At 63.3% G+C, this 18,017-nt stretch carries 14 protein-coding genes; 6 read left to right on the top strand and 8 right to left on the bottom strand.

All coding sequences use genetic code 11. The features are described from left to right. Positions 1-5 precede the first annotated feature (5 nt). From ACSQ3M_RS18425 to ACSQ3M_RS18410, 4 genes are read left to right on the top strand one after another with little or no spacing between them, the layout of a single operon-like run. Entirely contained in the window at positions 6-605 is a 600-nt protein-coding gene (locus tag ACSQ3M_RS18425; RefSeq protein WP_436151508.1) for an acyltransferase, read from the top strand. Next, complete coding sequence (locus tag ACSQ3M_RS18420; protein WP_436151507.1) at positions 605-1,762, top strand: DegT/DnrJ/EryC1/StrS family aminotransferase; 1,158 nt, start codon at positions 605-607, stop codon at positions 1,760-1,762. The genes ACSQ3M_RS18425 and ACSQ3M_RS18420 overlap by 1 nt, the downstream gene beginning before the upstream one ends. Next, complete coding sequence (locus ACSQ3M_RS18415; RefSeq protein ID WP_436151506.1) at positions 1,759-2,865, top strand: glycosyltransferase family 4 protein; 1,107 nt, start codon at positions 1,759-1,761, stop codon at positions 2,863-2,865. The genes ACSQ3M_RS18420 and ACSQ3M_RS18415 overlap by 4 nt, the downstream gene beginning before the upstream one ends. After that, on the top strand, positions 2,862-4,016 hold the full coding sequence (locus ACSQ3M_RS18410) for a glycosyltransferase (protein ID WP_436151505.1): 1,155 nt from the start codon (positions 2,862-2,864) through the stop codon (positions 4,014-4,016). The genes ACSQ3M_RS18415 and ACSQ3M_RS18410 overlap by 4 nt, the downstream gene beginning before the upstream one ends. A gap of 76 nt (positions 4,017-4,092) precedes the next feature. Here the strand turns inward: ACSQ3M_RS18410 and ACSQ3M_RS18405 are convergent, their stop codons facing one another. Next, complete coding sequence (locus tag ACSQ3M_RS18405; protein ID WP_436151504.1) at positions 4,093-5,487, bottom strand: glycosyltransferase; 1,395 nt, start codon at positions 5,485-5,487, stop codon at positions 4,093-4,095. Positions 5,488-5,731: 244 nt separating this feature from the next. Then, positions 5,732-8,323: a glycosyltransferase gene (locus ACSQ3M_RS18400; RefSeq protein WP_436151503.1), complete on the bottom strand. Its 2,592-nt coding sequence runs from the start codon at positions 8,321-8,323 to the stop codon at positions 5,732-5,734. Between the two features lie 300 nt (positions 8,324-8,623). On the opposite strand from ACSQ3M_RS18400, the gene ACSQ3M_RS18395 reads away from it, so the two are divergent. Continuing rightward, on the top strand, positions 8,624-9,463 hold the full coding sequence (locus tag ACSQ3M_RS18395) for a class I SAM-dependent methyltransferase (RefSeq protein ID WP_436151502.1): 840 nt from the start codon (positions 8,624-8,626) through the stop codon (positions 9,461-9,463). 19 nt (positions 9,464-9,482) lie between these two features. Here the strand turns inward: ACSQ3M_RS18395 and ACSQ3M_RS18390 are convergent, their stop codons facing one another. Continuing rightward, positions 9,483-11,330 carry a hypothetical protein gene (locus tag ACSQ3M_RS18390; protein WP_436151501.1) on the bottom strand — a complete coding sequence of 616 codons (1,848 nt, stop codon included), beginning with the start codon at positions 11,328-11,330 and terminating at the stop codon, positions 9,483-9,485. A 277-nt stretch (positions 11,331-11,607) separates the two neighbouring features. On the opposite strand from ACSQ3M_RS18390, the gene wecB reads away from it, so the two are divergent. Then, a complete protein-coding gene (gene wecB, locus ACSQ3M_RS18385; RefSeq protein ID WP_436151500.1) occupies positions 11,608-12,648 on the top strand; it encodes a non-hydrolyzing UDP-N-acetylglucosamine 2-epimerase in 1,041 nt (346 codons plus the stop codon). A gap of 216 nt (positions 12,649-12,864) precedes the next feature. Here wecB and ACSQ3M_RS18380 read toward each other — a convergent pair whose 3' ends face one another. From ACSQ3M_RS18380 to asnB, 5 genes are all read right to left on the bottom strand, one after another. After that, positions 12,865-13,653 carry a class I SAM-dependent methyltransferase gene (locus tag ACSQ3M_RS18380; protein WP_436151499.1) on the bottom strand — a complete coding sequence of 263 codons (789 nt, stop codon included), beginning with the start codon at positions 13,651-13,653 and terminating at the stop codon, positions 12,865-12,867. 80 nt (positions 13,654-13,733) lie between these two features. Then, a complete protein-coding gene (locus ACSQ3M_RS18375) occupies positions 13,734-14,102 on the bottom strand; it encodes a hypothetical protein (protein WP_436151498.1) in 369 nt (122 codons plus the stop codon). Further along, complete coding sequence (locus ACSQ3M_RS18370) at positions 14,099-15,082, bottom strand: class I SAM-dependent methyltransferase (protein ID WP_436151497.1); 984 nt, start codon at positions 15,080-15,082, stop codon at positions 14,099-14,101. The genes ACSQ3M_RS18375 and ACSQ3M_RS18370 overlap by 4 nt, the downstream gene beginning before the upstream one ends. A gap of 15 nt (positions 15,083-15,097) precedes the next feature. After that, positions 15,098-15,835: a methyltransferase domain-containing protein gene (locus tag ACSQ3M_RS18365; protein WP_436151496.1), complete on the bottom strand. Its 738-nt coding sequence runs from the start codon at positions 15,833-15,835 to the stop codon at positions 15,098-15,100. 326 nt (positions 15,836-16,161) lie between these two features. Continuing rightward, a complete protein-coding gene (asnB, locus tag ACSQ3M_RS18360) occupies positions 16,162-18,015 on the bottom strand; it encodes an asparagine synthase (glutamine-hydrolyzing) (RefSeq protein WP_436151495.1) in 1,854 nt (617 codons plus the stop codon). Between the last annotated feature and the right edge of the window lie 2 nt (positions 18,016-18,017).

Below are 18,017 nucleotides of genomic sequence, written 5' to 3'. Positions count from 1 at the left end.
CGTCGATGGCCGCGTCGGAGATGCGTGACGATCCGCGCTTTCCCGGCGTGAAGATCCACGAAAGCGCCTATGTCGACGACGGCGTGACCATCGGCCCGGGCTCGAAAATCTGGCACTTTGTCCATGTCCTCGGCGAGACCGCGATCGGCAAGGACTGCGTGCTTGGCCAGAACGTCATGGTCGGGCCGCGCGTCAGCATGGGCGATGGCTGCAAGGTCCAGAACAATGTCGCGCTCTATGACGGCGTCGTGCTCGAGGACGGTGTCTTCTGCGGCCCGTCCTGCGTCTTCACCAACGTCAACAACCCGCGCGCCTTCCTGAACCGCAAATCGGAATTCCGCCGCACGCTGGTGAAGACGGGCGCGAGCATCGGCGCCAACGCCACCATCGTCTGCGGCCACACGCTCGGCGCCTATTGCTTCATCGGCGCCGGCGCGGTGGTGGCCAAGGACGTACCCGATTTCGCCCTGATGGCCGGCGTGCCGGCGCGCCGCATCGGCTGGATGAGCCATAACGGCGCCAAACTCGGCGCCGATCTCATCTGCCCCGAAACCGGCCGCCGCTATCGGGAAACTGGTCCGGATACTCTGGAGGAGATCGTCTGATGAGCGAGCGTCCCGCGATCGAGTTCATCGACCTCAAGGCCCAGCGCCAGCGCATCGGCAAGGCGATGGACGAGGCCATCCTCAAGGTCGTCCATGATGGCAACTACATCCTCGGCGAACAGGTCGGTGAGTTCGAGACCGGGCTCGCGGCTTTCTGCGGCGCCAAGCACGCGATCGGCGTCGCCAACGGCACCGATGCGCTGATCCTGGTGCTCGAGGCGCTTGGCATCGGCCCGGGCGATGCCGTGCTCTGCCCGAGCTTCACCTTTGCCGCCACGGCCGAGGTCGTTGCCTGGATGGGCGCGACGCCGATCTTCGCCGAGATCGACGAGCCGACCTACAATATCGATCCGAAGGGCCTCGCCGCCGCGCTCGATACCGCAAAGAAGCACGAGCTCAAGCCGCGCGCCCTGATCACGGTCGACCTCTTCGGCCAAGCTTGCGACTACGAGCCGATCGAAGCCTTCTGCAAAGAGAATGGGCTCGTGCTGATCTCCGACTCGGCGCAGGGCTATGGCGCGCGCTACAAGGGCCGCATCGCCGGCGCGATCGGCGATTTCGCCACCACCAGCTTCTTCCCGGCCAAACCGCTCGGTTGCTATGGCGATGGCGGCGCGATCCTCACCGACAGCGACGAGCACGCCGAATTGCTGCGCTCGCTGCGCTTCCACGGCAAGGGCTCGTACAAATACGACAATGTCCGCGTCGGCGTGAATTCGCGGCTCGACACCATCCAGGCGGCGGTGCTGATCGAGAAGCTCAAGATCTATGCCGAGGAGCTCGAGCAGCGGCAGGTCGTTGCCGCGCGCTATACCGCGGCGCTGAAGGATTTGGTCACGACGCCTTACGTCATGGCCGACAGCGTCTCGACCTGGGCCCAGTACACCATCCGCGTCGACGCCGGCCGCCGCGATGCCTTCCAGGCCGCTCTGAAGGCCAAGGGCGTGCCGACCACGGTCTACTACCCCAAGCCGCTGCACCAACAGACCGCCTACAAGCACTTCCCCGTCGCCGGCAACGGCCTGCCGATCTCCGAGCGCGTCGCGCAGGAAGTCGTGGCGCTTCCGATGCACCCCTATCTCGACGAAGCGACGCAGGACTACATCATCGAACAGGTCCGCGAGGCTCTGGCAGCTCCAACGGCCGCGGTGGCATGAGCCGGCCGCTCCGGCTGGCCTATCTCTCGCTCGAGACGCCGCGACCGGGGCAGGCCTCGCAGACCCATATCGACGAGATCATCGCCAGTCTGAGAGAGTGCGGCTGGCAGGTCGAGCTCTTCGCCACCACACGTGGCGGGGCGAGCGCGCGTGGCTCCTATCTGCAACGCCTGATTGACTATGGCCGGGTCCAACTTGCCTTGGCGCGGCGCCTGCGCGAGTTCGACGCGGTCTTCGTCCGTTCGCACTTCATGGCGCTGCCGCTGGCGCTCTGGGCGCGCTGGCGCAAGGTGCCGGTCGTCCACGAGATCAACGGCAAGCCGGCCGATATCGGCGTGACCTACCCTGGTCTGAAGCCGTTCTCGCCGCTCTTCGCCTGGCTCTACCGGACGCAATACCGCATGGCGGCTCACCTGGTCGCCGTCACCGAAGGGCTCGCGCAATGGGCAAGGTCCTTCGCCGGGCATGACCGGGTCAGTGTCATCTCGAACGGCGCCAATACCGATCTGTTCAAGCCGGAGGGCGCCCGCGCCGACATCACCGGCCGCTATGTGATCTTCGTCGGTGGCCTCGTCGCCTGGCACGGGGTCGGCACCATGCTGGCCGCCTTACAGGAGCCGACCTGGCCGGCAGATGTCAGGCTCGTCATCGTCGGTGACGGCATCGAGCGCAGCAAGGTCGAGACCGCGAAAGACAACTCCCGCCTGCTCTGGCTCGGCCGACAGCCCTATGAGGCGGTCCCTGCCCTGCTGCGCGGCGCACTCGCCGCCCTTTGCGTGATCGAGGACCAGGACGGCCGCTCAGCCGCGGGTGTCGCGCCGCTCAAGCTGTTCGAGGCAATGGCCTGCGGCATCCCGGTGATCGTGAGCGAGTTGCCGTTCCAGGCCGAGATCGTCAGGCAGGCCGGTGCCGGCCTGGTCGTTCCACCTGCCAATCCCTCTGCCATCGCTGCGGCGGTCCGGACGCTCGGCGAGGCTCCGGACAAGGCTGCCGAATTGGGTAACAACGGTGCAATCTACGTTGCTCGCGAAGCCAGCTGGCAGCAGCGCGGCCGCGAGATCGACCGGATTCTGGCCGCTCAGGTGATCGGGGCCAGCGGATGACGCGTGTCGCTCTCATCTGCATCTCGCCTCTGCAGCACGATTCGCGTGTCCTGCGTCATGCCGCCCTGCTCGCCCACGCCGGCTATGAGGTTCGTATCTTCGCGCAGGCGCCGTTACCCGCAGCGCCGCCGACGCCGGTGACCGTCCTGCCGGGCCCGGGCAGCGACACACGCGTGCGGCTGGGCATGGTGCTGAGGCAGGCTCCCGCTTCGCTGCTACCGATCAGCGCCGACCTGTTCTATTGGGGGTCGGCGACCAGGCTGGCTGCACGCCGCGAGTTGCTCCGCTTCAAACCCGATCTCGTCATTGCCAATGACTGGCGCGCGCTGCCGATCGCTTACGCGGCCAAACAGGCCTGCCACGCCCGCATCATCTATGACAGTCACGAATTCGCCTCGGAGGAATTCGCCGACAGCTGGCGGTGGCGCCTGCTCGCGCGCCGGCACGTGATCCGGATCGAAGAACACTATATCCGCCAGGCGGATGCCGTCGTGACCGTGAGCGATGGCATCGCCGACGCGTTAGCCGCGCGCTACGATCTTGAACGGCCCACGGTGATCTCGAACACACCTGCCTGGCAGGAGACCGCGTTCCGCACGACCGGCGATCCCGTCACCGTGCTCTATCACGGCGCGATCGTGCCGCGCCGTGGTCTCGAAACGCTGATCGAGAGTGTCACCCTCTGGCCGGATAGGTTCCGATTGGTGATCCGGGGGCCGGCGCAAGGCGGCTTCGATCAGCATCTGCGCACGCTCGCCAGCAGCTTCGGCGAGCGCGTAAGCTTCGCCCCAGCCGTCTCCCCCGATCAGGTGGTTTCGACCGCGGCGCAGGCCGATATCGGCATCTTCCTTCTGTCGAACAGCACGACGCATGCGCGCTTTGCCATGCCCAACAAGATCTTCGAATACATCCAGGCCGGGCTGATGGTGATCAGCAGCGACCTGCCGGAGATCCGCAAGGTGATCGAGGCGGCAGGTTGCGGGATCCTGCTCGATCAGGACACGCCGCAGGCCATCGCCGCCTGCCTTTCCGGCCTCGACGCGGCCAGCATCGACGCTTGCAAGCGCGCGGCGCTGGCGCGGGCCAAGGATCTCAATTTCGAGGCAGAGGGCGGCAAGCTGCTCACTCTGGCAGCCAGGCTCGCGCACTGACGCGCCTTAGCGTCCGCCATTCATCCAACCGCGAACCTACGCGGCAACGGCCCCGTGCACCAACGTGACGCCCTACCTATTGTGCCGCAGGTCTTGGAGCGATTCTCGCGGTAATCACGGCCTGCTCGATCGCGGCGAAGAAGCGGTCGGCCTCCGCCTCCCAGTTCAGGACCTTCGCCGCTTCGAGCGCATGCCCCTTGCAGGTGTCGATGGCGGGGCGGTCGAAGCCATTGATCGCGGCCGCGATCGCTTGCGGCGTGACCTCGGGGATCAGGCGGCCGAGATCATGCTGCTGCAACAGCGCCGTCATTTCCGGCAGATCGGAAACGCAGAGCGCGAGCCCGGCCATGGTGTACTCGAAGAACTTGTTCGGCAGGACATGGACGTTCTGCTGCGAATGGCCAGGCAGCGCGAACAGGCCGATGTCGAAGCGAGCGGCCTCGTTGACCAGGTCGATCATCGGGACGGGCGGTGCGAGCACGACGCGATCGCCGAGCCCTGCCGCCTCGATCCGCGTGCGGAGCGCCGCGAGGTAGTCGGCCGGGGCTGGCCCGCGAATGGTCAGGCGGAACTCGGGCCGCCAGAGCGCGACGCTGTCGATGCAAGCCTCGAGCCCGCGCCCTTCATAGACGACGCCATGATAGAGCACCTCGATCGCCTCGCCACAGGGCCTATGAGGAAAGGCCTGATAGTGCGGCATGTTGCGGATCAGCAGCGGCTTTTCCGGCAAACCGTAAACCTGCTGCAACCGGTCGGCGATCCCCTGTGAGACACAGCTCGTCGTGGCCGCGCCCGCGATGCCCATTCGCTCGACCGCGGCGATGACCGGTCTGTGGATCAAACGCCAGCGCCAGCGCTGAGCATATTCATCGATGGCGAGCTCATGCGTGTCGTAGGCATAAGGCACACCTTGCCCCGCCGCGAGCTGCTGGACGATCGGCAGGGCACTCCAGTCGTTGGCAAGCCAGATATCGGCTGTCTGATCTTTTGCCAGTCGGTAGATCAACGCGTAGCGGTCGTTCAGCCGCCAATAGCTTGCAGTCGCACGTTTTTCCCGAAGATAGACGCTGGCGATATCCGCCAGCCGCAGCACCGACCTGGCGGGCGAACGCAGGGTGCTCCTCAACGGCGCCGGCAGTGTTCGCCACATGCGCAGGGCCAGACTGAGCTGGGGGGCCGACTTCTCCGGCCTTATTGGCGAGACCGGGTTGGACGCGTGCTCCCGCGGCTCATGCACAGAATCGACCGTGGTGCCCGCCATATCCTCGTCGGTTGCGGGAACCTCCAGGCATAGCCATTCGGGTGACTTCGAGCGCGCCCCGGAAAGTCCCACGGCCACCACGCTCCAGCCCCGCTCCCAAAACAGATCGCCCTGTCGCCGGACCCGCGGATCATCTGCGATCGCCGAGACCGAAATCAGTCCGATCCGCAAGGCGCGTTCACCACCAGCGTTGGCGCTCATCGCGGCCATTCCTGCCGCCGCCGCGGTAAATTCAAGTCCAGTTCCATGGAGCCTCTGTCGCCCGGAGCCCCGAGTCGGATCGTTCTCTGGGAAGAGAGAGCCGAAGCTGTTCTGGAGGCGCAATACACGTCAATCCCTTGGTCTTCTTGCCTGACACCGGCATTCTCCGGCGTCACCGATGGCTCAAGCATGTCGTAACCCATCTTGCTCCCTACGAGGCCGGCAGAGATTGGAAGGCTGCACCGCCGCTGCGCTATAGCACGCCGCCACGGCGCCGCCGGACCATAAGCAGCAGGCGCCGGGCCACTCTGCCTGCTCCGGACGAAGGCTCATCGGAAGCGAGCAGGCTCTTGGAACACTCCAGGAGTGTTGCTTGCCATCGTTCGGGCAAGCTATGCCAAAGCCCTCTGAGAAGGCGGAAAGCAAGGCCTTGCCGGCGCCCATCCGCAAGGCCGCGCAGATCGATCGTATAGCCCGTCTCGTTCTTCTTGCCGCTCGCGACAGCAGCGAGCACCTGTCCAATCACCGTGACCTGACCGCGATTGGGGTGCCGCCCGAGCACCGTGTCAGAAAGCAACATGGAATCGGGTTTGGGGCGCAGGATCAACTCGGCTCCCTCGTCGCCATAGATCGCCGCCACCGGCGCGCTGATGATCGTCGCCCGTCGACGCCCCATCGCCCGCCGCGACAGATAGTCATCGACGCCCTCGACAAAATGCCGCAGCGAGTATCGACCGGTCGCGATGACGTCGCGATAGGCCCGCTCCGTCATCGCCTCGAGAGAGGCGACGTCCTCCAGCCGGGCAAAGACATCGTCGACATTGGAATAGTCCTTCCTGAGGGGGATGTAGTGCTCTCCCGCACGGATGACCCCTGAGTACTCCCCTTCGAAAAGCACCAGAGCGGTACGCAGCCGGACGGCTTCGAAGATCTTCGGGGAGATCTGGTTCATTTTCACCAGACCGTCATGCTCCTTGAGATAGCGTTCGGCAAACACCTCGAACGGCATATCCTTATGCTCCCGGGCCAGCTTTCTCAGCCCGCCGTCGAAGTCGAAGACATTGCATCCGCTCTCCGTGCCGAGCGTTGCGCGCGCAGAACCGATGAAGCGGTACCAGTCGGACCCGTAGATCCGTTTGTCCTCGGCAACCTCGATGTCGGCCGGCAACCCACGCGCCGATGCCAGGCGACGCATATCGAGACCGATCGTATATTTCTCGCGGCCGAGCGCGCCGTACTGATGCGGCAGCGATCGGCCGCGATAGGCGATGCGCAGCGTCCGCTCCGCCATCGGCATCGCGAATGCGTCGATCGCGGGGTCTTCAGGAACATAGCCGGTTAGCGTGGGGATGAAATCAACCTTCGCGAAACGATCGCGCGGATAGACGAGGTCGAGACTTTGCTGCGGGACATTGGTGAAGAGCGCGTCGATTCCGAGTCGCTCCATCCAGCGACGAGCCGTTTCGACATTGTCGTACTCGTCCTGCACGAAGAGCAGCTTCGGCCCGCGATAAGCCGCGACGGCCGCGGCGATGCCGGCCGACAGATGATCCGGAACCGACACTCTGACCGAATAGTGAATGACAAGCGCGTCGTAAGAAGACAGATCCAGCTCGGCGCCCTTGGCGTCCGCCAATCCGACAAACTCGGTTGCCGGCAAGAAAAGGAAACGGTGCCGGGAGTGCTTTCGAAATCCCTCGAGATGCTCGGCAATGGTACTGACATGCGTGGAGTGGTCGTCATAGAGCACCAGCACGTTGAGGGTCGGCTTGGACTGTGCCCGCCGCGCTATGAGTGCATCGAGATGGGACAGCAGTTCCTCGAAGCGGGTATCGTACGAACTCAGCGATGCCGCTTCGAGCCGGCGCGCGACCACCGCCGCATCGCTGCGCGAGACTTCCCGTCGGCGGATCGCCGCTGCGAACTCCTCGGCAGTGGTCGCGGTCTGGAATAGCTCGGGCCGGTCGGCGAGAGCGTCGACCGGCGTCGTCACGACCGGCAGCCCACAGGCCAGGTATTCATAAGCCTTGAGCGGCAGCGACCTGCGCATCAGATCGCTGTCCCTGAACGGGATCAGCCCGACACAGGACTGGCGGGCGAGATCGGCGATGCCGGCACTGTCGAGCAACCCATGATATGTGACGTTGGGTTGCTGTTGCAGCCGCGCCCAGCCATCGCCGCCATCCACCGACTTCCCGCAGAACCAGAACTGCCAGTCCGGCAAAAGCTGCGTTAGCTTGGTCAGCAGTGGAAAGTCCAACCGGCCGTTGATACCCCCCTGGAACAGGGCGACCTTGCCGGCGGCCGGCCGCACATAGGTCGCCGCGCCGCTCTGCTGCCAGAAGGCGAAATCGCAACCGTTCGGAAGGACGATGACCGGCTTGTCGGTCGGCAGTGCACGGCGGTGGCTTTCAGCGACACCCTCAGAGACAGCAACGACAAGATCGACCCGCGCGATCGCCCTTGCGGCAAGCCCGGAGATATCGGACCTGGTTATGCTGACGCTGTCCGCTTTGGCGAGATAATCCTCAGTGGCATGATAGACCACCGCGACTGGATGCAATCGCGGGGCCGCCCCCGCCAAATGGAGATTATAGAGCCAGACCAGCGGCCGCCCGACACCGCGTTCACGCAACGCCGCAGCAAGACGCGCCGCTTGCGTTGGGCTGGAGGTCGGCCCGATCCGGACGATCGTAATGTCATGCCCTTCGACAGGCTCGAAACTAATCGCCCCGTCACTGCCGTTCGTCTGAACGAAGAAAGTCGGCCAGCGGCGCGCGAACCGCACGGCGTAGTGATAGCGGTTGCTTCGCGGCTCGGTATGCCAGTCCGACCAGGTCAGCATGACGACCGAATCGAAGCTCTCTGCTACTAGACCTGACATGAAATCCAAGATGTTGGGTTGTCGCCGCGGCCGAGCCCGACCTGCTGGCGGCCTGTTACACGATGACTGCAACCCTGTCGACGTACGCGGCGACGTGCGCGAGACAAGCCGGCACTGCAGGCGCCAAACGACGCAACGCAGGTTCGGGGCACGGCGCGTTCTGCATTTTGTCGGCGGAACAGACTTGGAATGCAGCACCTTTGCTTCTATCAAACCGCCGGCGCGGCCCACCAGCGCAAGACATTTGTCATGAAGGTTTCCATGTCGAATACAGTGAATCAGGCTGCCGTCGACTCGCGCAACTCTACGTTCTGGAGCGAGCTGTGCGGGACACAGTTCGCCAAATCGCTAGGGGTCACCGACGATTCACCGAACTCGCTGAAGAAATTCGACGACTGGTATTTCGCCTTTTACCCGTACCTCTTCGTGCACATCCCCTTCGAGGACATGAAGGGTAAGGACGTCCTCGAGATCGGCCTGGGGTATGGCACCGTCTCACAGCGCCTCGCCGAGGCCGGCGCACGCTATCAGGGCCTCGACATCGCACCTGGCCCGGTCGCGATGGTCAATCACCGGCTGAAGCAGGTCGGCCTCGAAGGTCAGGCCAAGCAGGGCTCGATCCTCCAGGCGCCATTCGCCGACGAAAGCTTCGACTATGTCGTCGCGATCGGCTGCCTGCATCATACCGGTGATCTGCTTAAGGCAATCACGGAGTGCCGCCGCATTCTGCGGCCCGGCGGCAAGCTCGTCTTCATGGTCTACTACGCCTATTCCTACCGGCGCTTCTATCAGGCGCGGCCCGAGACGCTGAACTATCTGCTGCGCGAGACCTTCGGCCATCGCGGTGTCGTCGGCCTGAGCGCACAGGCCGAGCGGGCCGCCTATGACGCGAACCAGGCCGGCGAAGGCGCTCCTCACACCGACTGGATCTCGATCCGGTCGCTGCGCAAGCTCTGCCGCGGCTATACGTCCTTCTCTGGGCAGACCGAGAACATCGATAATGGGACTCCCTTCGAGCGCAGCCCGCCCCGGCGCGAACTGCTGAAGACCTGGATTCCCCGCTGGTTCGGCCTGGATCTCTACGCGACCGCGACCAAGTAGCCGCCTCGTCGGCGCGCGATCAGGTCAGCCCAGACAGCTTCAGGCGAATCGCGATCCGCCTGGCGAGCGGCTCGATCGAGGGAACGGCCGCGAGCAGGCGCCTTGCGAACGCGGAACGGACTGCTCCCCGCACCGTCGCGGCTCCCAGGCGCCGCACACGCATGCGGGCCAACATGTACATCAAACCAAGTCGCCGCTGCAGTGGTAGCCGCGGCAGAACCGTCGTGCGCAGCTCGTCGATCCGCGCTTGAAAAGCGCTCTCCAGTTGCAGGCGCTCTGCGTTGTAAGCCTCGTTCAGCCGCTTGATCCAGTCGATCATGCGGAAATAGCCATCCTTCTCGACTTCGACCGTCAGTCGAAGCGCCTCGTTGCCCTCAGCTTCGGTTCCGCTCGCGAGTGCAACGCCGAAATCCACGAAGGTCGCGTGCCGCTTGAGCGGGACGGCCGCCGCCTCCTGATCATAGGAAATGAGCAATCCAGCAAACGCACAATCACTCAGGCCCCAGCCCGTTAGCAACGTCCCGTTCTCTTTGGGCTCCTCGCCGAACAGGCCGAGGATCTTCATATAGCGGTTGTAAAGGCGGAGCATCTCGGCCTCGAAGATCGAGCGCACGTGGGCGAACTCCGTGATCAGCCTGTCGAATTCTCGACGATAGATCAGCGCCTCTTCGACGCCCTGTCGAATCCTGAACCCCTCAGCTCCCATCGGCCAGGATGTGGCCGGCTCCAGGACACGACCGTCCGCACCGAGCGCGGTGGCCGGAACCTGCAGGGCCGTCTCCACCCTCGTCCACGACTTCTGTGCGAGCTTCCGCTCGGCGGCGGCAGCCACGCCACCATAGAAGGTCCGGTAGGTGAAACGCCCGGTCCCGACGAGATGATCGAAGGCCCGCTGGGTCATCGCCTCGAGCCCCGGCAGATCCCTCAGCCGCGCCAGCACATCGTCGAGATTGGAGAAGTCCTTCTCAAGCGTGATGTAGTGCTCGTCAGGAACGATAGCGTCCGAATAGCGCCCTTTGAACAGCACCATCGGCGTGCGCATCATCGCGCATTCGAAGACACGTGGCGAAATCTGCCCCATCTCGATCTCGCCGTCGCGATCAGCGACGATCGGCAGGAAGTCGGCATAGCTAGGCGGAACGCCGCCATTCGCCGCCGTCATTTCCTTGAAGCGAGCATCGATGCGGCCGTCGAAATCGAAGACGTTGGAGCCCGATTCCGAGCCGAGCATCGCCCGACAATTTCCGACGAAATCGAACCACGCCGTGCCATAGATCCGGCTGGCTTCGTCCATCGCGATGTCGGTCTCGATGCCGCGGGCATCGCAGAGTTCCTTCATCCTCCGGCCGATCTCGAACTTGTCGAAGCCCAGCCGGCCATAGCGGCCACCGATGTCGCGCCCGCGATAACCAATGAAGAACGGTCGCTCAGCCAACGGCTTGGCGGGCGGCAGAGCCGAAGCGAAATCCTCCGGCACATAACCGGTGAAGACAGTGATGAACTCGACGTCCGGAAACTCCGCCCGGGGATAGACATATTCCAGGCTGTCCTGCGGAACGCAGGTCAGGACGATATCGAACTTCAGATCCTTGATCGCCGCTTTCAGAATGTCGGTGTGGTCGTACTCGTCCTGAACCGCGAGAACCTTGATGCCGGAGAAGTTCCGCAAGCGCTCTCGGTAACTCTCGGAGACATAACCCTCGAAGCACAGGCGCGAGCAGTAGCTATGAAAAACGATATCGTAGCTGTCGAATTCGACCCCCATCGATGCGTGATGAGTGACGTGGACATAGTCGACGTCAAAGCCGCTGAACCGTTTGAATGCCGTGAGATAGTCGAGCGTCGTCTGAACGAACGTACTCGACATCGAATAAGCTACCAGCGCGCGTCGAACGCTTGACAAATTTCGCCCCTCTTTCTTACGGCGCAGTGAGATAGGTGTAAGCATATTGATTGGTCAAGCGTGCAGCGATGCGAACGTTGTCGCGGGCTCGACGCCGGTACCCGTGGGCGAAGACAGCCTTTCCGGCAGCCACTCGCCACCCCGGAATCTTCGGGAGTTTGCATCGCGAGAGGCCGTCCTCTATTCGCCGTGCGATAGCCGGGGTCGAAGATTGTTTCGACCCATATGCAGCGGACAAGTCATGCCTCAGATTTTAACCGTCCTCGGCGCCAGGCCGCAGTTCATCAAGGCCTCGCCGGTCAGTCACGCCATCGCCAAAGCGGGCATGAGCGAGGTCATCGTCCACACCGGCCAGCATTTCGACGCGTTGATGTCGGACGTGTTCTTCGACGAACTGGCGATCCCGCGGCCGGCTTATAACCTGGAGGTCAACAGCCTTGGGCATGGCGCGATGACCGGCCGGATGCTGGAGAAGCTCGAGGCGGCGATGCTCGCGGAGAAGCCCGATCTCGTGCTGATCTACGGCGACACCAACTCGACCGTCGCCGGTGCCCTCGCCGCCGCCAAGCTGCACATCCCCGTCGCGCATATCGAGGCCGGGCTTCGCTCGTTCAATCGCCGCATGCCGGAAGAGATCAACCGCGTCCTGGCCGACCATGTCAGCACATTGCTGTTCTGCCCGACCCGGACGGCCGTGCAGAACCTTGCAGCCGAGGGCATCACCCGCGGCGTGCATGCGGTGGGCGACGTCATGTTCGACACGACCCTGGCCGCGATCGAGCGCTCTGCCGGACGCTCGGCGATTCTGGAGCGCCTCGCGCTGACTCCGAAGACCTATTCGGTCGCCACGATCCACCGGGCCGAGAACACCGACGACCCAGCGCGGCTGGCGCAGATCGTCGACTGGCTCGAACAGCGGGCACGGACGGCGCCGATCATCATGCCAGTGCATCCCCGCACCCGGAAGCTGTTTGCCCAGCGCGGCATTTCGCCGGCCGGGCTGACCTTGATCGATCCGATCGGCTATCTCGACATGGCGCGGCTGGTGCACCACGCCGCCGCAGTCTTCACCGATTCCGGGGGCCTTCAGAAGGAGGCCTATTTCCATCGCGTCCCGTGCGTGACACTGCGCGACGAGACAGAATGGGTCGAAACCGTGGACGCCGGCTGGAACCGACTCTGGCAGGGACCCGATTTCGCCGAGCGTCGCGATATTCCAGACTACGGCGAAGGCAATGCCGCCCATCTGATCTCGGAACTGATCGCTGGCACGCTGAAGTGACAGGCATGCGCGACGCGATAGCGCTTGACCATCGGCGATCTCGGCCCGGCCGGGTTCGAAAAGCAGGCTGGGCAAAGACCGGCATCCGCCCCTTCCCCAACCAACGTCATCCGTCACAAAGAGCGACGATGATCCCAACGACCTATGCGCTGCATTCGCGTGGGCACGTCCAGCTGACGCCAAGCAGTGGGGCAAATCCACCGCACAAGAAATGCGTCAGGTCGGCTTGAAACCGCGCGCGGCCCAGGACATCTCGTTTACCCAAGCCAGTTGTATTCTTTCCAGGCCCGCTTCTCGCATCAATGCCTCCACCTCATCCTTTCGCCAGTAATTGGCAATCTTGGGCAGCATTTGATCGAAAACGATTGAACGCAGGTGCGAGAACGTAAATCCCCTCAGCTGGCGGAAGTATTTTATCGGGGTCAGGCCCATTCGGAGGAACAACCAAAGAAACACGGTTGGATATAAGGACAGATGATGCACGGCGGCGATGGGCATGCGGCTGAACAGCAATTTGCGGGCCGGGTTCAGCGCCCATATCAACCAGCCATTGTTCTCCCGCCCATACACCCAGATCGCCACCTCGCCGCCAGCCTTGGCTGACCTGACCATCGCCGCGAGCGCGCGCTCGGGAAACTCGAGGTGATGGATGACGCCGATCGAGAAGGCGATGTCGATCTCACCGGCCCACGGCAACTCGTACGCACTCTTGTCGAGCACCTCGCAATTGCGGAAGGGCGCCAGGTTTGCCCGCGCACTGGCCAGCGAGCGCACATCGACATCGAGCGCGTGCCCCTGCGCGGCGCCGTATTTCAGCGGCCAGTAGCTGTTGCGGCCCATGCCGCAGCCAACATCCGCAAAACGCTTTCCGTGCCAGTCCTCGGGTCCGTAGAACGGAAGCCAGCGTCGAAACTGCTCCTCGTATTCAGGCTTGATGTCCGAGTAACGGCCCCATTCGTAGCCAAAGCGCTCCGGTGAGCCGCCGGCCACATTTGGATTGGTCATTCGCTGCTAGTCCTCGCGTTTGCGCCCGCTTCCCGGTCGTAGCCTGAGAAAACGCCCCATCGTGCGCCGAGCCGTTGCAATCAACCGGCCATCCGGCCGTCGACCGACAATCCGACGACCACGATCCCCAGCCCGATCAGGGTGATGCCGAACCACCGGACCGGCGGAATCGGCTCGGACAGGATCAACGACGACGCGACGATGACGGAAACGAACTGCGCCGCAGCAAGCGACTGCGCCACGTTGAGCGGCAGCGTACGCAGGATCCAGGCGTAGAGAACGGCGGCTGCACCGAAGAAGAGGAAGCCAAAGATGATACCCGGCTCGAGCAGCGCGCCGAAAGGCGAATACGAAGCACTCTCGGCCATTGCTCCGCGTTTCAGGAGCAGATTGGCAGCCACGGTGCAGGAAATCATCGCGACGAGCGAGGCAAGCACCGAAAGCGTCATGATGGCTTCCCCTTTGTCGCCTTGCCGATGACCTGGAGGCCTGCGCCACCGAGGCCCGGCAGCTTCAGCATCCACGCATCCGCATCGGTGGCGAAGCGCGTCAAGGCCCTGATCCCCGGAATGTAGCGGAACGCGCGGTTGAAAACGAGGACATCGCTGTTCATGAACAGGCAAAAGCCGAGAAACCCGTGCGTTTTCCAGTGAACGGAGCGCAGCCCTACCTGCTCGAGGACCGGCACGGTCTCGACACGGCGCAGCGGCCGCTCGTTAATGTGGTCCAACGCCGGCGAAAGCCTGTAGACCACCGCTCGGAGCGCGCGCCACAGAAAGAAATCGCTCACCGGCTCCCGGTAGATGAAGGAGCCGCCCGGCTTCAGAATCCGGTTCACTTCCGAGAAAAGGGCGACGCGATCGTTCACGTGATGAATGCCGCCGAGCATGAAGACCTGGTCGAAGGCCTCCGACGCCAGGGGCAGCCTGGTCGCATCCCCCTGGACGAAGAGCAGGTTGGGCCGGGCATGCTCCGCGCGCGCCTTGCGAAGCATGCCGAGCGAAATATCCACGCCGATGCCGCGGTCCACCTTCGACCCGATGAGCTTGAAGGACTCGCCATGTCCGCAACAGATCTCGGCCATGGTTCCCAACGCACCGTCGCCGAGCACATCCAGAAGTTCCCGATCGAGATACTTCATGTATTCGATGGTGTGCGGGTAGGACAGGTTGGTCAGGTACGTCTCGGCGATGCGGTCGTAATGCGCTTGCTGCTGTCGCGCCTCCGCAGACGCAAGAGCTTCCGCGAAGACGGGGATGCCGTCCTCCGATATGGCGAACCGCTGATCGCCCGACGTCAGGCTGTGTCCGTCAGGCGCAAGCATGACCGGCGCCGCCGAGATTGGGCAACGCAGGAGATCCAGAAAACGCGGCAGCGACCCAATCTGGTCACCGGTCGTGTTTTCGCCTGAACGGACGCTGTCGGACACAATGATACCCAAGTTCTATTGCTGCCCGGCACGCGCCATCACCAGCGCCGAAACGCCGAAGGGCGGCTTCAGGTGGGGCGCGACGGCAATGTCGGCACGAAAGATCGCTGCCAGGATCCTGTTCAGGACAGGTGAGTTCACTTCCGCCTCGCTTTTCAGTTTGATCCTTAAGATATTCATCAAGCGACGCGCCAGAAAAATTGGCAGGAACAGAACGAAATTGAAGTAATATGAGCGCGTTGGCGCCAGGCGCACGCCGTCGATGAGCCGCAGGAGTTGCGGCATGCGGTACCGCCGCTTGTGATGTGCAACGACATCCTGCAAGCCCCAGAGCATCTTGAAGGTGGGCACGGTGATCAGCACATGGCCACCCGGCTTGAGGATGCGGGCGATCTCCGCCACGGCGCGCGCATCGTCGTCGACATGTTCGAGGACGTCGGTCGCCAGTACCAGATCGAAGCTTCCGGGCTCGAAAGGCAGATCGCAAACATCGCCCTTCACGACTTCGGGCAGCCCCTTCGCGCGGGTCCAGCGGATCGACTCCTCGCTCGAATCCAGGCCGAGAACATTGGTATAGCCGGCATCGCGCAGCATGCGCAGATTCGTGCCGGTGCTCGTGCCGACATCGAGAATCCGTGCGTCCTTCGGCAAACCGAGGCGTCCGATTTCGGAGAGAAACAACGACCGCCTGCCGACGAACCACCAATGTGATTCCTCATAGGCGGCCTCGATCTCGTAGGTGCCTACATCCATGGCGCCGGCCTTGTTCTATTCGAGTATCCGAAACCGGAAACTCCGGTTCGCGACGCTTTTGCCAGGCAGCCGCGGAGATCCTGATTCAAAATTCACCCATTCCCGACGCCTGACCTCACGCAAAATGCATGGTCGCAAGCGCACGGCGGGCACCGCCAGGTCTCGTACCGCCGTCAACCGCGAACATTCGTCTCGCAAGTCGCCGAAGCGCTTTCCGCGTGGCTAGATCGCCGAGCCGCCTCGCGCTGTCAACAGCGTGCGGCCGACATGTTCGGGCTCGGCCAGCCCGCAGGACGATCGCGTCAGGGAAAGCTGCCAGGTACCTGTTATCTTCCCAGTTGGCTTTGCAGGCTGAGCCAGGTCCAAAGAAACAGCCTCCGGTCGGTGCGCCCCGACCTGTGCCCACTCCAGGCGTCGCGAACGAAATCAAGGTTCAAGCCCGGGACAGGCGCTAGCGGCGGCTCCTTCGGCACCTCCTTGAGCCAGCGCGCGAGCGGGATGCCGAAGCCCTTTTTCTTACGGTCAACGATCGACTTCGGCAGCAGACGCCGCGCCACCTGCTTCAACAGATATTTCCGCTCGCCGCCGCGCAATTTGAAACGGTTCGGCAGGCGGCGGCAGAAATCGACGATGTCGTTGTCCAGGAAGACAGCGCGGGTCTCAAGCGAATGCATCATCGCGGCGCGATCCACCTTCATCAAGATATCGTCCTGAAGATAGTATCTTGTGAAGAACTCGAGTGAACGATCGACGGGATTGGTCCCGGAACCGGTTTCCCAGAGCTCGATCGCCTCACTGTAGACGTCCTCGTAGCGGACTGGTTCCTCGCAGAACTCCCTGAACTCCGACGGCTCGAGCGGAGACATCCAGACAGGCAGGCGAACATTGTCGGGGTAGGACAACCCCATCAATGACCGCCTGATCTTGAAATCAAGGCTCATGTTGTCGTGGGAGATGGGTAACAGGTCGGCCAGCCTGCGCAGGCCCCGGTGTCCCCAACCGGGAACGACCTTGTCGTAGGCGGCTGCCGGGCCCAGGGCAAGGAACGGATCGTAACCGGCGAAAAGCTCGTCGCCGCCATCTCCCGACAGCGCAACGGTAACGTTCTCGCGCGCGAAGGCCGACAGCATTGCCGTCGGCAAAATCGAGGCATCGCCGAGCGGCTCGTCAAGCGCGGAAAGAACACTTGGAATGAGGTCACGCGCCTTGTGCATGTCGAGACGCCGTTCGTGATGGCGCGAGCCGATATGCTCAGCCACCGCCCGGGCGTGCGCGCTTTCGTCGAATGAAGGCTCCACAAATCCGATCGTAAAGGTGTCGAAATTGCTGCCGGGCTGCTCGCTCGCCAACGCGGCAAGGACAACGCTGGAGTCCAGGCCTCCAGATAGAAAGACGCCGAGCGGCACATCACTCATGAGGCGCCGGCGTGCGCCTTGAATCAACAGCCCGGTCAATTCATCGACCAGCCGCGGTTCGTCCGCATCGGTCAGACCATCATCCGGCTCGAGCACGAAATGCCAATAAGCGCGCGTCTCGACCCTCTCGCTCGCCAGGTCGAAGCGGAGCCAATGCCCACCAGGAAGCTTATGCATCCCTTCGTAGACAGCGCACGGCGACGGGATGTAGCCGTAGGCGAAGAGCTTCTGCAAAGCGCGCCGGTCGAAGGTGTGACCAACGCCCGGATGCGCTGTCAGCGCCCTCGCCTCGCTCGCAAATGCAAACAGCCCGTTGCGCGCCGTGTAGTAGAGCGGCTTTTCGCCAAATCTGTCGCGCGCGAGAAAAAGGCATCCCTGCCGGCGATCATAGATAGCAAGGGCGAACATGCCGTTGAGCCGCCCCGGCAGATCGACGCCCCATTCCTCCCAGCCATGCACCAGGACCTCGGTGTCGGAATGGTCGGAGGCGAAACGATGGCCGCGGCGGATCAACTCCGCACGAAGTTCCAGGTGGTTGTAGATTTCGCCGTTGAACACGACGCCAACCTGGCCGTCTTCGTTCCACATCGGCTGGTGGCCGGAAGCCACATCGACGATCGCCAGCCGGCGGTGGCCAAGAAAAACCGGCGTATCCACCTCGACGTGATAGCCGCTGCCATCTGGCCCCCGGTGCGCCAGCGCATTCGTCATACGCTCAAGATCAGCGCGGTCTCCGCGGCCGAAAAACCCGGCGAGGCCGCACATCG

Origin of the sequence: Allobosea sp. LjRoot90 (genome assembly GCF_964254315.1) — a bacterium.
Lineage (GTDB): Bacteria > Pseudomonadota > Alphaproteobacteria > Rhizobiales > Beijerinckiaceae > Allobosea.
This window is presented reverse-complemented; position numbering and strand designations above follow the sequence as displayed.

What these genes read in the sequence shown, in the direction of transcription:
- ACSQ3M_RS18425 (WP_436151508.1), top strand. Translation starts at nt 6, where the DNA reads ATGGCCGCGTCGGAGATGCGTGACGATCCGCGCTTTCCCGGCGTGAAG.
- ACSQ3M_RS18420 (WP_436151507.1), top strand. Translation starts at nt 605, where the DNA reads ATGAGCGAGCGTCCCGCGATCGAGTTCATCGACCTCAAGGCCCAGCGC.
- ACSQ3M_RS18415 (WP_436151506.1), top strand. Translation starts at nt 1,759, where the DNA reads ATGAGCCGGCCGCTCCGGCTGGCCTATCTCTCGCTCGAGACGCCGCGA.
- ACSQ3M_RS18410 (WP_436151505.1), top strand. Translation starts at nt 2,862, where the DNA reads ATGACGCGTGTCGCTCTCATCTGCATCTCGCCTCTGCAGCACGATTCG.
- ACSQ3M_RS18405 (WP_436151504.1), bottom strand. Translation starts at nt 5,487, where the DNA reads ATGGCCGCGATGAGCGCCAACGCTGGTGGTGAACGCGCCTTGCGGATC.
- ACSQ3M_RS18400 (WP_436151503.1), bottom strand. Translation starts at nt 8,323, where the DNA reads ATGCTGACCTGGTCGGACTGGCATACCGAGCCGCGAAGCAACCGCTAT.
- ACSQ3M_RS18395 (WP_436151502.1), top strand. Translation starts at nt 8,624, where the DNA reads ATGTCGAATACAGTGAATCAGGCTGCCGTCGACTCGCGCAACTCTACG.
- ACSQ3M_RS18390 (WP_436151501.1), bottom strand. Translation starts at nt 11,330, where the DNA reads ATGTCGAGTACGTTCGTTCAGACGACGCTCGACTATCTCACGGCATTC.
- wecB (WP_436151500.1), top strand. Translation starts at nt 11,608, where the DNA reads ATGCCTCAGATTTTAACCGTCCTCGGCGCCAGGCCGCAGTTCATCAAG.
- ACSQ3M_RS18380 (WP_436151499.1), bottom strand. Translation starts at nt 13,653, where the DNA reads ATGACCAATCCAAATGTGGCCGGCGGCTCACCGGAGCGCTTTGGCTAC.
- ACSQ3M_RS18375 (WP_436151498.1), bottom strand. Translation starts at nt 14,102, where the DNA reads ATGACGCTTTCGGTGCTTGCCTCGCTCGTCGCGATGATTTCCTGCACC.
- ACSQ3M_RS18365 (WP_436151496.1), bottom strand. Translation starts at nt 15,835, where the DNA reads ATGGATGTAGGCACCTACGAGATCGAGGCCGCCTATGAGGAATCACAT.
- asnB (WP_436151495.1), bottom strand. Translation starts at nt 18,015, where the DNA reads ATGTGCGGCCTCGCCGGGTTTTTCGGCCGCGGAGACCGCGCTGATCTT.